The 13134-nt window shown below is 38.0% G+C and carries 15 protein-coding genes; 9 read left to right on the top strand and 6 right to left on the bottom strand.

What is annotated here, in order from left to right; genetic code table 11:
* Positions 1 to 24: 24 nt before the first annotated feature.
* The gene (rnr, locus tag IAG46_RS10925) at positions 25 to 2223 is read right to left on the bottom strand and encodes a ribonuclease R (protein WP_190810390.1); all 2199 of its coding nucleotides are present in this window, start codon (positions 2221 to 2223) and stop codon (positions 25 to 27) included.
* Positions 2224 to 2905: 682 nt separating this feature from the next.
* On the opposite strand from rnr, the gene IAG46_RS10920 reads away from it, so the two are divergent.
* From IAG46_RS10920 to IAG46_RS10880, 9 genes are all read left to right on the top strand, one after another.
* A complete protein-coding gene (locus IAG46_RS10920) occupies positions 2906 to 3337 on the top strand; it encodes an RpiB/LacA/LacB family sugar-phosphate isomerase (protein WP_190810389.1) in 432 nt (143 codons plus the stop codon).
* Positions 3338 to 3342: 5 nt separating this feature from the next.
* Positions 3343 to 4260 carry a cation diffusion facilitator family transporter gene (locus IAG46_RS10915; RefSeq protein WP_190810388.1) on the top strand — a complete coding sequence of 306 codons (918 nt, stop codon included), beginning with the start codon at positions 3343 to 3345 and terminating at the stop codon, positions 4258 to 4260.
* Positions 4260 to 4700, top strand: a complete 441-nt coding sequence (locus tag IAG46_RS10910) for a GNAT family N-acetyltransferase (RefSeq protein WP_190810387.1) — start codon at positions 4260 to 4262, stop codon at positions 4698 to 4700. Before IAG46_RS10915 ends, IAG46_RS10910 begins: the two co-directional genes overlap by 1 nt.
* Positions 4701 to 4713: 13 nt before the next feature.
* Positions 4714 to 5529 (top strand): helix-turn-helix domain-containing protein, encoded by an 816-nt coding sequence (locus tag IAG46_RS10905; RefSeq protein WP_190810386.1) that lies wholly within the window; start codon positions 4714 to 4716, stop codon positions 5527 to 5529.
* Positions 5530 to 5602: 73 nt separating this feature from the next.
* Positions 5603 to 6088: a VOC family protein gene (locus tag IAG46_RS10900; RefSeq protein ID WP_223826654.1), complete on the top strand. Its 486-nt coding sequence runs from the start codon at positions 5603 to 5605 to the stop codon at positions 6086 to 6088.
* 423 nt (positions 6089 to 6511) lie between these two features.
* Positions 6512 to 6907: a hypothetical protein gene (locus tag IAG46_RS10895; RefSeq protein WP_190810385.1), complete on the top strand. Its 396-nt coding sequence runs from the start codon at positions 6512 to 6514 to the stop codon at positions 6905 to 6907.
* A gap of 36 nt (positions 6908 to 6943) precedes the next feature.
* The gene (locus IAG46_RS10890) at positions 6944 to 7810 is read left to right on the top strand and encodes a HEPN domain-containing protein (protein ID WP_190810384.1); all 867 of its coding nucleotides are present in this window, start codon (positions 6944 to 6946) and stop codon (positions 7808 to 7810) included.
* 11 nt (positions 7811 to 7821) lie between these two features.
* The gene (locus IAG46_RS10885) at positions 7822 to 8244 is read left to right on the top strand and encodes a hypothetical protein (protein WP_190810383.1); all 423 of its coding nucleotides are present in this window, start codon (positions 7822 to 7824) and stop codon (positions 8242 to 8244) included.
* A gap of 117 nt (positions 8245 to 8361) precedes the next feature.
* On the top strand, positions 8362 to 8703 hold the full coding sequence (locus IAG46_RS10880; RefSeq protein WP_190810382.1) for a hypothetical protein: 342 nt from the start codon (positions 8362 to 8364) through the stop codon (positions 8701 to 8703).
* A 57-nt stretch (positions 8704 to 8760) separates the two neighbouring features.
* Here IAG46_RS10880 and IAG46_RS10875 read toward each other — a convergent pair whose 3' ends face one another.
* From IAG46_RS10875 to IAG46_RS10855, 5 genes are read right to left on the bottom strand one after another with little or no spacing between them, the layout of a single operon-like run.
* A complete protein-coding gene (locus IAG46_RS10875) occupies positions 8761 to 9375 on the bottom strand; it encodes a hypothetical protein (RefSeq protein ID WP_190810381.1) in 615 nt (204 codons plus the stop codon).
* On the bottom strand, positions 9347 to 10591 hold the full coding sequence (gene dcm, locus IAG46_RS10870; RefSeq protein WP_190810380.1) for a DNA (cytosine-5-)-methyltransferase: 1245 nt from the start codon (positions 10589 to 10591) through the stop codon (positions 9347 to 9349). The genes IAG46_RS10875 and dcm overlap by 29 nt, the downstream gene beginning before the upstream one ends.
* 14 nt (positions 10592 to 10605) lie before the next feature.
* Positions 10606 to 11094, bottom strand: coding sequence for a GDYXXLXY domain-containing protein (locus IAG46_RS10865; RefSeq protein ID WP_190810379.1), 489 nt, complete (start codon positions 11092 to 11094; stop codon positions 10606 to 10608).
* Positions 11081 to 12157: a DUF4401 domain-containing protein gene (locus IAG46_RS10860; RefSeq protein WP_190810378.1), complete on the bottom strand. Its 1077-nt coding sequence runs from the start codon at positions 12155 to 12157 to the stop codon at positions 11081 to 11083. The genes IAG46_RS10865 and IAG46_RS10860 overlap by 14 nt, the downstream gene beginning before the upstream one ends.
* Positions 12145 to 13095, bottom strand: a complete 951-nt coding sequence (locus tag IAG46_RS10855) for a DUF2157 domain-containing protein (protein WP_190810377.1) — start codon at positions 13093 to 13095, stop codon at positions 12145 to 12147. The genes IAG46_RS10860 and IAG46_RS10855 overlap by 13 nt, the downstream gene beginning before the upstream one ends.
* Positions 13096 to 13134: the final 39 nt, after the last annotated feature.

Raw genomic sequence — 13134 nt, 5'->3', positions numbered from 1 at the left:
TTGACCCTCAATGGATAACAAATTCTATTCCAAAGTAACATTGTCCTTTTTCCCAATCAATGAAAAATCTAGATGTCGTTTTACCAAATCCGTGTCCTTGACCATCACATAAACTTCATCGCCCAATTGGTACATTTTATTATATCGCTCACCTATAATGGCAAATTGCCGTTCATCAAAAGTGTAATAATCATCTCTAATATCGCGAATCCTAACCATTCCTTCACACTTGTTCTCTATAATTTCTACATAAATACCCCATTCGGTCACCCCGGATATCACTCCCAAGAACTTTTTGTCCTTGTTGTCCTCCATGAACTTTATCTGCATATATTTTACAGAATCTCGTTCCGCATTGGCCGCCAACAGTTCCATATTTGAGGAATGTTTGCACTTTTCTTCATACGCAACAGCTTTTGGTGGTTTGCCACCTTCCAAATAATGTTGCAACAATCGATGCACCATTACATCGGGATATCTTCGAATAGGGGAGGTAAAATGGCTATAATATTCAAACCCCAAACCATAATGGCCAATATTTTCAGTGGTATAAATGGCCTTGCTCATGCTTCGAATGGTAAGGGTGTCCACCAAATTCTGTTCTTTCTTTCCCTTTACATCCTTTAGGAGCTGATTTAACGACCCGCTTATACTCTTTCCGTCACGAAGATTAATACTGTGTCCAAACTTCGAAATAACACCATTTAAGGCCATTAATTTTTCTTCATCCGGTTCATCGTGAATTCGATATACAAATGTCTTCTTTTGCTTACCAATAAATTCTGCCACTTTTTTATTGGCCAGCAACATAAACTCTTCTATAAGCTTATTGGCGTCCTTAGCTTCTTTAAAATATACACTTTCGGGCTCACTGGCAGTATTAAGGTTGAAACGCACCTCAATTTTATCAAAAGAAATAGCTCCTTCATCCATGCGCTTTTGCCGCATAATTTTAGCCAGCTTATCAAAAGTCAATGTGGCTTCGACCACTTCATTGGAAACGGTATAACTACCATTTCGAATTGAGATTTCTTTAGGAATTGTTGCTTCTCCCGTTTCAATGATATGCTGTGCTTCTTCATAAGCAAAACGTTCATTGGAATTGATCACCGTTCTTCCAAACCATTGATTCACAAGATTCGCTTTTTCATCCATTTCAAAAATTGCAGAGAAGGTATATTTCTCTTCATTGGGTCGAAGGGAACAGGCATTATTTGATAAAACTTCAGGCAACATGGGTACCACCCTATCCACTAAATAAACAGAAGTGGCACGTTCGTAGGCCTCCTCTTCCAATATCGAATCTGGCTGTAAGTAATGGGAAACATCAGCAATATGAACCCCTATTTCATAATTTCCATTTTCCAATTTTTGAAAGGAAAGAGCATCATCAAAATCTTTGGCATCCTTTGGATCAATAGTAAAGGTCAATACATTTCGCATATCCCTTCTTTTGGCTATTTCTGATTCCTTTATCGAAGTGTCCAATGTTTGCGCAAACTGTTCCACCTCGTATGGAAATTCATAAGGCAAACCATATTCCGCCAAAATGGAATGTATTTCGGTATTGTGTTCGCCTGGTTTTCCTAAAATTTGTGTAACCGCCCCATAAGGAGAATCCGCGTCTGCCGGCCAATCACCAAGGTCAACCAAAACCTTGTCTCCATCTGCAGCCTTTTTGAGCTTTTCAATGGGAACAAAAATATCGGTGTACATTTTCGGATCAGAAGGTCTTACAAAAGCGAAGGTCTTTTGCTTTTGAACAACACCAACATATGATGTTTTCTTGCGTTCTAAAACCTTGGAAATTTCACCTTCCGGTTTTTTTCCATTTTTCTTCGGTTTTAAAAAGATTTCTACACTGTCACCATGAAGAGCTTTGTTCAGTTTATGTTTAGGCACAAACACATCATCATCCATATCATCTACCACAACATAAGCGTTACCGCTGGTCGTTAAATCAACAGTTCCTGTAAAATAAGTATGTAATGATGGTTTCTTTTTGAACTTACCGCGTTCTACTTCCAAAATTCTTTCACTTGCATTAAGTTGACCCAAACGTTTAATAAGTTCATTCCTGTCCTTGGTTTCTGTAATACCAAGTTTTGATGCAATTTGTTTGTAGTTAAATGATTTGGAAGGTTCTTTTTCCAAAACCGTAAAAATGCCCTTTGTTATCTCATTCTTCCGCTGACCTCTCCCTCGTTTCTTCTTTTTTGACATTTACATTCTTAGTTTGGCGAAAAATACGAATTAATATCCTTGACAAGGTCAACTACATAATATCGTTTAAACAACATGCATTTTATTAACAACATACATTATTATATTTTTTCTTCTTTTTTAAATTAAATTAAAATGATGATTATGATTGCTTGTTGAAAAGGGGTATAAATTATTGATCAAAAACTTGTGTTGAACAGAAAAATAATTTTGTTCACATTGTTTACATTCATGAGAAGATTATAAATCAGGAAATTAGATTTTTTATACACCTTGTTTCATAAGTGTTGTTAACAGTAAATTATTGAAAACTAAATAGGGAACAAGTGTTAATTACGCCCAATAAATTTGTGATTACAGTTGATTAATTTTTAATGGAATGATTACCATTCCTAAAAATTTTATCCGTATTAAGTTTATATAATATAATATCAAAATTTAGTTTCCTTAACTTTTGAGTAAACCATCAACAATTATAGTTTTTTTATAAAGGATTGATAATTAGTTTTATGCAGGTTTTTGGTGATTCTTATCAACAGCACCCGATAAAAAGAATTGTACCTTTGTAAAACACCTATATCAAAACAAAAACCATGAAATGAGCCATGAGAATTCTTGATACCCATTGAGATAATTATTGGCGAATTCCATCTGACCGTTAAAAAGCAATAAATATAAAAAGATGAAAATAGCAATAGGCAATGACCACGCCGGAACCGATTATAAGCTTGCAATAATAGGCATGTTAAAATCCAAGAGCATTGAGGTAACCAATTATGGTACCGATGGCACCGACAGTGTGGATTATCCTGATTTTGTACACCCCGTTGCCAATGATGTTGAAGAAGGCAAAGTAGATATGGGGATTGTTATTTGTGGAAGCGGAAATGGCGCAAGCATGACCATAAACAAACACCAAAAAGTTAGGGGAGCCCTTTGTTGGACAAAAGAAATCACAGCATTGGCCCGGGAACATAATGATGCCAATATTCTGAGTCTTCCCGCACGTTTCATAGCCCTGCCCCAAGCTTTGGAAATGGTAGAAACTTTCTTGAACACCAAATTTGAAGGAGGTAGACACGAAAGAAGAGTAGAAAAGATAGCTTGTAGATAAAAACCATGGGACACCATCACAACCATGGCCACCAGCATTCCCATACCGACCTAAAGGGAAGAAACCTTCTCATATCCATCATCCTTAACATTGTCATCACCGTTTCCCAGGTAATTGGTGGCCTAATTTCAGGCAGTCTTGCCTTATTATCCGATGCGCTTCACAATTTCAGTGACGTACTTTCCTTAATTGTCAGTTATGTGGCCACGTTGTTGGGAAGGAAAAAGGCATCTACCCTTAAAACCTTTGGTTATAAACGAGCCGAGATCTTAGCTGCTTTTATCAATGCGGCAACCTTGGTTGTTGTAGCCATAATTTTAATGATTGAGGCTGTCGAAAGATTGTACGAACCAAAGGAAATTGCTTCCGACTTGGTAATTTGGTTGGCGCTGGTTGGTATTTTGGCCAATGGCTTCAGTGTGCTTTTGTTGAAAAAGGATTCCAAGGACAATATGAACATGAAATCGGCCTATTTACATTTGCTTACCGATATGATGGCATCCGTAGCGGTTTTAATAGGTGGTTTGTTGATGAAGTTTTTCCAAATTTATTGGGTAGATGCCGTATTGACCATGCTCATTGGAATCTATTTGATTTATATGGGATATGATTTATTAAAGGAATCAACAAAAGTATTAATGCTGTTCACCCCAAAATCCATAGAAATAAAAAAGATTGTGGAGTCCATTTGTACTTTGGAACCCATTAAAAATGTACACCATGTGCATATTTGGCAATTGAACGAAGAGGAAATTCATTTGGAGGCCCATATCGATTTTAAAGAGGATATAAAACTATCTGAATTCGATAAGATTTTGGTGGATATCGAAGAACATGTGTATCATAAACACGGAATAAACCATATCAATATTCAGCCAGAATTTGATAAGTGTGATTCCAAAAGCGTAATTGTGCAGGATTAATGGAAATTGTAACAAAGAAATTCGACGAATTATCAAAAACAGAACTGTACCAAATTTTACAGATGCGTAGCGAGGTATTTGTGGTGGAACAAAACTGTGCATATCAAGACGTGGATGGCAAAGACGAAAAAGCTTTACATGTAATCGGCATCAAAAATGGAAAAGTGGTCGCTTATACCCGTGTTTTTGGTCCGGGGGATTATTTTAAAAACACCAGCATTGGAAGAGTGGTGGTTGCCAAGGATGAGCGAAAATATGGCTACGGGAAAGTAATTATGCAGGCAACCTTGGAGGAGATTGGAACAAGGTTCCCGGAAAACACCATTGAAATTTCGGCCCAGACCTATCTTTTAAAATTTTATAATGAATTGGGTTTTGTAACCCAAGGCAATGAATATTTGGAGGATGGCATTCCACATGTGAGGATGGTGAAAAAATAGAAAATACCTACTGATGAACTACCAAACCTATCAGCCCCATCCTGATTTAGAATCCCTGGTCAGTTGCTATTGGACTTTGGAAGTCCCTGCAGCTGACGATGCTCAAAGACAACGGATAATCCCGGACGGCAAAATTGAAATGGCATTTCTCTTTTGGGACGATATCAAGCGCTACACCACCGAAGGTGATTTTATCCTACAGCCCCGGGCATTTGTGCTGGGGCAGACCCTTGAGCCTTTTTACGTAGAACCCACAGGTTATGTCAACTCTTTTTCCGTCAGTTTTTACCCCTATGGTTTTGCCAATTTTGTTTCGGTGCCCATTAAAACCTTGGCCAATAAGGAAACGCCAATTAAAGTCTTGTTCGGAGAAGAAGTGGCAACAAAGCTGGAACAGGAAATCATTGAAGCCGCAGACACCCAGCATCGGATAGCAATCGTCGAAGAGTTTCTGCTCAAAAGACTCAACGAAACCGCCACCGTGGACACTATTGTAAAATCCACGGTAGCCGCGTTATTGGAAACCAAGGGCAACACCTCCATAAATGCCATCCTAAAAGAAAATCCGGCCAAAAGAAGACAACTGGAAAGAAACTTCGCCAAACAAATAGGCATCAGTCCAAAACAGTTGGGCAAGGTAATTCGATTGCAGAGTGCTTTAAAAATGCTGTTGAACAAAGAAGGGGAAAGCCTTACCAACATTGCCTACGAAAGTGAGTACTACGACCAGGCACATTTTATCAAAGACTTTAAGGAGTTTACCGGCATAAGCCCAAAGGAATTTTTAGGGAACGAAAACATGGCACTTTCCGCAGCTTTCTATAAATAGAAAGGATGTCGCATTTTTACAATTTCACAGTTTAAGGTCGCTTTAGATTTGTGATTCATTTCAACCAAAGAACATGAAAAGAATACTATACGGCCTATCGGCAACCCTGATTGTCATGAGCTATACCGCTTGCCAAAACAAGCCTAAACCTGAGTTGGAAATACAACCAGAACCACAAAAAACAACTCCTATGAAAAGTTATGTATCCATTTTTGAAATCCCTGCCGCTGACATTACAAGGGCCATTGATTTTTACCAGGCTATTTTAAACATTAACATAGAGAAAATGGAATTCCCAGGGATGGAAATGGGCCTTTTGCCTTTGGAAGATCAAATGGTGGTTGGCGTGATTATGAAAGGAGAAGGATACACCCCGTCAACAGATGGTGTTACCGTTTACTTGAACGGAGGTAACGACCTTCAGGGAATTTTGGACAAAGTTAAAAGCAATGGTGGAAAAACCCTAGTACCCAAAACTCCGCATGCAGATGAGGTTGGGTTTTTTGCCATTTTCCTAGATTCTGAAGGCAATAAAATGGGGTTACATTCTCCAAATTGAACTATCAGGGTGCTTTAAAAGGATAAAATAATTCCTTATTTTGGTTTTAGGCTTTCAAAACTTGTCGCTGAAACGGTTCTACACAAGCAAATGAATATTTCTAAAATTATTTTTAATAAGTTATTGCTTCCGTTGCTGCCAGTGATTCTTATTATGGTTGGAAGTTTTCTTTTTGGGAGTATAACTTGGAAAAATTGGGTAAGTGACTGGAGTTTATTGATTTTGGTATGTTTTGTATTCCTTTTTTTTTATATGAACAATATACCTAAGCATATTAAAACATTTCAAGCTAGAAAAGAAAAACTCCTAAAACCAGATTTAAAAATACCTCCTCTCAATTTTGATGTGCCATCAAAGTAAAATGCCTTTGACAAAAGATTATCCATTAGTAAAAAAGTAGTCGATGTATCATTAAAAAACCGTGTGATTTTACATATAAACAAGGAGAAACAAAAAATAGAAGTGCTAAATACTTGGAGTAAAAAGAGCTTCCAATTTGACGAAATATCATATTTAATTGTCGACCACAATGTGTACGAAAGAGATTCTATAATTGAAACATTTTTTGGTGGCGAAGACGGTTCGCTACTAATTCAAAAAAGCGCATTGTCCAACACTTTTACTGCGGTTCTCAAAAATGGCAAACAAGAGATCCTTTTTAAAACAAAACTTTCTGAAAACCTTTACCCGCAAAGTCAAGATTTCGAAAACTCCAAAGCGAATCTGGAAAAAATGTGCCTTGAAAACGGCACTAAAGTGATTAAAATTTTAAGTTTTTTTATGAACAGAAAATATATGGTACTGGACAATAGAATTTAAAACCCACCAACCCAAATAATTTCTTACTTTGCGTTTGTGAACCATTTGCCCAAATCCAAACAAGAAGAACTTACTCTGCTCACCGAGCAGCTTTCCGCCCATAAATTGGTGGAAATGGTCATCCTTTTTGGCAGCTATGCCCGGGGCAACTGGGTAGAGGACCAATATGTGGAAAAAGGCATCACCTACGAATACCGCAGCGATTTTGACATCCTTGTGGTAATCACCCACGAAGATTTCAAACAAAAATTCCGGATAGAAGATAAGATTAAGGAAGAACTTGTTGCTACCGGAAAGGTCACCACACCCGTAAGCCTGATCTTTCATGGCATAAAGCAACTGAACGCTTCGTTGGCCATGGGCAACTACTTTTTTAAAGACATTAAAGAGGAGGGTTTGGTGCTGTACGATTCTAAAAAATTTAAACTCGCCCACCCCAAAAAATTGATGGCGGAGCAGTATAAACAAAAAGCACAGGACCATTTTGACCAGTGGTTCAAAAGTGCCAATGGCTTTCTTATCGATTTTCAACATGGGATGGATAGGGCAGATTTTCATAAAGCGGCTTTCTATTTACACCAAGCTGTTGAGCAATTTTACACCACTATTTTGCTCGTCTTTACCGATTACCGCCCCAAGGACCATAATTTGGAGAACCTGGGCATAAAAGTAGAAATGTGCGACCACCGCTTTGCTGTTTTCCCCAAGATCACCGACACCGAAAAACACCTTTTTGAACTCCTAAAACGCGCCTATATCGATGCCCGCTACAAAATGGATGAATACGAGATCACTAAAGGTGAACTGGAGGAATTGGCTGAACGGGTAAATGAACTCAAACGACTTACGGAGGAGATTTGCACGGCTAAGATTGGGGAGATAGGAAAAGATCTTGATAAGTAGATATAGAAGAAATGGGGATATTTAATTTTAAAAGGAAAAATCAAACTCCAAAAGCACTCCATAAAAACACGGAGTTAATAGGTATTTGTTCAATTCCAAATCATGATGAAGTGAACTTGGTGGAATTGGTTATTGAAGAAAATGTTGATGATTTTGACCCAGGAGAAATCACCCAGGAGCAAAAAGGACATGATAAATTGGATTGGCAGACCGCTTATAATGAGAAATACCTAGACGAAAATGGCTCCTCTATTATAGGTGATGATTTTGACAAGCCAACGGGACTAAATAAATTCAGGGTGGTCTTCTTTTTCCACTACCTTGATTTTAATAAACCATTGATTTGCCAATACGGGTTAGTTGAGATGAATAATCAAGTTACTGAATTGTCAGATAGGTTGAAAGGGATAATCAAATACGAATCAATAGATTAAAACTCCTTTAATTCGCAATGTTCTGGAACAAAAAGAAAATTACCTATCTAGTGCCACATGGTTCTAGGAGCCTATATTAAACCAAACAAGACAGTGATAATTTAAAGCTCTATTTGATTGACCAAAGAAGAACGAAGATGGTATTTCTACATATCTGCTATTATTTTAATAATAATTACAGGGCTGATAATTAATGAAAGAAAATCTTATTATTTAAAGAACGGAACAACAACAACGGGACGGGTTATCGATTTTCATTTTTGTAATAACAATTATTGCGGGACCTACGAATACATTGTAGATGGAAAAAAATATGAAGGAAGTTGGTCGGGAAGTTTTTTCAGATGTCCTAATGGAGCCAAAGGGTGTGTTGGAAAGGAATTTCCTGTTTACTATTCGGTGGAAAATCCAAGTATTAGTGAAATCTATTTAAAAGAATTTGACATCAAAAAAAATTGACAAACAACGGCTATAACCCTGTTGTAATGTTTTCTAATACACCAAAAAACATAGTAATTAAACAAACCTCCTACCCACACCAATTTTGACTAAAAAATCCAACTTTAATATTAGGTTTACCGGACTTTCAGCCTTGTTTCTTTTGGAAAAGAACAGATAACCCTCCGTTTTTGGGTCGAGATTTTCCAAAACCAGTTTTCCGTGCAATCCCTTGTTTAGTGAAATGATATTTTGAAAAAAGAGTAGGTTCAAGCCACGCCGCTTTAAGAATGCCACCAACTTTCTTCGATTTACAAAAGTGATGTTGCACGAGGTATAGGCTCCTTCCTCATCAGAAAAAATGCTGGTTACCAACGCATAAAAATGGGTTTGTTTGTGCTCATCAAAAAGCCATCCGGGTTTTTCAACGCCTTTCTTCTGATACAAAAGCTCAAAAGCAAAGGTTGGGAGCGATTCGTTTACATAATCCAATTGTGCTTTTTCATCCACAAAGAAGGTTTGCTGGGCTATTTTGTGCCGCAGAACAAGATCAATACCCTTCAGTTGTTGTTTGAGGTTGTGGACACGTTCAAAAGCATAAAACTTTAAATGTTTTTGGTAATAGGAATCCAATAAAGTGGTCAATCTTTTTTCTTTGGCCAGGTCAGCTTTGAAGTTGCTCTTCAAGGGCATCGATTTTCTGGAACAAGCCATTGCCCATTTGCTCCACTACACCCACCACAAGCGCATTGCCCATAAAAAAAGCTCTTTTGGTGTTGGAGATACCCTCCAATTTGGTGTGATTGTCAGGAAACATGTTCAACCGTTCCAATTCAACAGGAAAAAGTCTTCGCAGCCCTGTTGAGGTTTGGACCACGTGCTTAAACCGGGAGGGGGATTTACCGCCCTCACCGGTTATAATTGTTCTAGAAGGTTGATCAAGTGCGTCGGGAAAAACCATGCTCCCTTCGCTATAATTATATTCAAAACCATCTTTGGTCTTGCGAATTTCTTTTTTTGCGCCTTTTAAATATTCCCATTTTGGAATATCAGCTTCCGGAATATTAAACTCAGAATCTGGCAGTTGCTCTTCTAAAATGTCTGAAATAACCCCAGGAGGCCCATAATATTCGGCAGCAGTTTTTAGGGTATGTACTTCATTGCCCATACAGATACCGGAATTCAAAAAAGGAGAAAGCCCTTTTTCTAAATTGAAGGAATTGGAGAGGGAAACCAAATTTTTTTCTAAAGAAAAAGAAATAGGAACTCCTTGTTTTTTAACAGAGAAAGCGGAAGCGATAGTGCCCCGCTCCAAAACCCACTTTGTTGGTGAAGTCTCTTGGAGCGTTTTGTAAATTTCTGTGGATTTGTGGTATCCCAGAAAAAAAACGCGCCTTCGGCGCTGGGGCATGCCATATTCCGCCGCATTGATTACCCGCCATTCAACAGCATAGCCCAAATTGTTCAGACTTTTGAGCATTACGGCAAAATCCCTTCCTCTTTGGCTGGAAGGAGATTTTAACAAACGGTCCACATTCTCAAAAAAAAGATATTTAGGCTTATTCTCTTTTTCGGAAAGAATGCGATGGATAGACCACCACAACACTCCTTTTTTACCAATAAGGCCCTTTGAATTTTTTAAGGTTGTGGCCACCGAATAATCCTGGCAGGGAAATCCGCCCACCAAAATATCATGGTCTGGAATTTCGGAAGTTGGTACCTCCTCAAGGTTTGTATTGGAATGGTTTTCATGCCCAAACCGAGCTTCATAAACCAGGGAGGCATGCTGTGTTTTTGTTGAAGGTTCCCATTGGTTGCTCCATACCACCTCATACTTGCCAGTGTTTTCCAATCCTAATCGAAAACCACCTACACCGGCAAAAAGTTCACATACCTTCAGTTTTTGCATCTTCAAAAATAGGGTTATTCTATTTTTTTTAAATCTTCACCATACAATCCTACCAAAACACTATTCCCATCGCTATCAATTTTTAATCCACCATATTTTGCGACCTCATATTTTTCAGCTTCACCTTCTTGAAAGAAAAACGACTCAGCACCAATATTTATGCCCCACCAATTTTTTGAAGTAAACTCGATAAGGTGTTCGTTTTCATAAACCGGGGTCGTTTCTTCCTGCAAGCGAACACGTGCTGCGGTTCCGTTAGGCAACAGTTTGACCACACAAAAACCTCTTTTTGGTATACTGTCAGTATCTATATCATCGGAAATTGCATATCGCAGACGCATATAATCGCCCTGGATTAATGAGCGCGGGTCAACCGGAGCGAGTTCCAGAAGAACGAGCTGTCCATCCGATAAAATAGCTTCCTTTTTCACCACATTGTTGTTAAAGACCAACAACAGAATGACTAGATTTAAAAGGATAATAATCCATTTATACTTCTTCATTTTCTTTAAGAATTTTATGAATGAAAAAATAGAAAGCTAACAATACGATTCCTGATGAAATCAAGATGATGGACTTGGTCAATAAGGTAAAATTAAGATCATAATAATATTGCGAAACAAAGTAGACCAATGCAACAATTCCTATTACAAAACCAGTTTTATAATTGACAAGAAAGCTCAACAAAATAATTAAAATTGCCCCAGAAATTGATGGGCAGAAAATGGTGGGAAGCAAAAACAACACGATTAATCCATAAATCGCAGATCTATGTTTGGATTCACGCATTTTAACAACTTCCATGATGTTATACACAATTAACAACACCCCCGCCGATATTAAAATGGATGATATCCATATGTAATTGTGGTCCATGCGCATCAAATCCCTAACGCCAAGCGCAATTAAACCAAACAAAAACGAAATAATAATGCCTATTCGGATTGGGCTGTAGAGCAAGGATAATTTAGCTCTAGATTTGATGATTTTTGCCTCATTCAAAAACCAATAACCCATAATTGCTGCATAAAAAGCAACATATAAATGAACAAAATTGTAAAGGTCGTTGGCGATGATCAATATGAGCAGACACCCTCCGATAGTCACCGTGGAGACGAAGGACAACACATAATTCTGCATCACATAAAGACTGGTTGCTGCAATGACAATGATAATAAAGGTTACAATGTTTTCATCAAGGTTCAAATTCAACAGACCAAAAGCCAGGCTAACTACGCCAATAATAAAAATGGAAACACTAAAGGTGTCGAAAATGAGTTTGTCCACACTTTTGTTGAGCACCCATGCAAAAAGAATGGCACCAATTCCAACGGCCAATATCCCGTAATCGGAATCAAATACGCCAGCTATTCCCATAAAGCCAAAGAGGGCCAAAGAAGCCAGAAAACCACCAAAAACCGAAAGGAGTTTTATTGCCAAACCAGGCTGTTCCGCTTCTGGATTTTGATATGTGGAGAGAAGGGCCTCCTTATCAACAACAAAAGAGCTTCCTTCTTCGAATTGTATTTCATCCAATAACTTTTTTATAGCGTTTATCTTTTCCATTTTCTCTGGAGTTTAAGTAATGCCATAATTAATAAAGAGACACTGATAACAATAAAAAGGCCGACAACAAGAAACATGGCCGCACCATCCGATAATTCTATTAATAAAGCTGAAATTATAATGATTGCCCCAAATGGAATTAGCGAGATATAAATGATTTGTTCTCGTTTCAGACCATACCAAATGCCCAATCCGAAGAAAAGTAAAACCAATAGATAAAGGATAATGAACGAGGAATGCGGCCCATCAAAAATTCCTGAGATAACACCAAAGGTGCCAATGGAAACCACACTCAACAGCAGTAAATTCTGCAACCATTTTGGCGAATGAATTTTAAAATTGAAAGTGGATTCCAAAACAAAAATTAGAACAGTTATAATATTGATGGAAAAAAACAAAGTAAAAATAAAACCGGCAGACCAATCATGGGCCACTTGCCCTGTATACAATATAAAAGTCGTATTTATCAAAATGATGTAGAGCAACCACATGGGTGCAAAATTGGAAACTATCACCCAAAGGGTGATTAACAGAGTCCAACCCAAAAAGAGATCATATGCGTTGGCGCCGGTTTGATAGATTTGCCCGAACACAGCCAACAAAACACCGACCAATATTGAAGCCGCCGTGAGCAAAATGTTCTTGGTAAAACCACTGAGCCGCGAGAAGAGTACAACTAGTGTTATCGCCACAACCAAACCTTCGATTAAACCGATTTTTACAAACTTATGCAGGTCCTCCCAATTGTAAGCGAAGAAAAAGAGTATTCCAAAAGTGATAAAAGAAGCGCCTAAACCCAACAAAAAAAGTTTAAGGAATCGAAGCCAAGCCGTGGAGTCGTTGTAAACGTTTTCTTTTAAAGCTTTGGCAACACTTTTTTCAGACCAATTGCTGTACTTGTGAATAATCTGAATGTCTTCCCTGGTAATTTTAGCCATCAATAAGTTTTGAAGCACCCAAACAACTTTGTTGAATGG

The organism is Flagellimonas sp. S3867 (assembly GCF_014698935.1).
GTDB lineage: Bacteria > Bacteroidota > Bacteroidia > Flavobacteriales > Flavobacteriaceae > Flagellimonas.
This window is presented reverse-complemented; position numbering and strand designations above follow the sequence as displayed.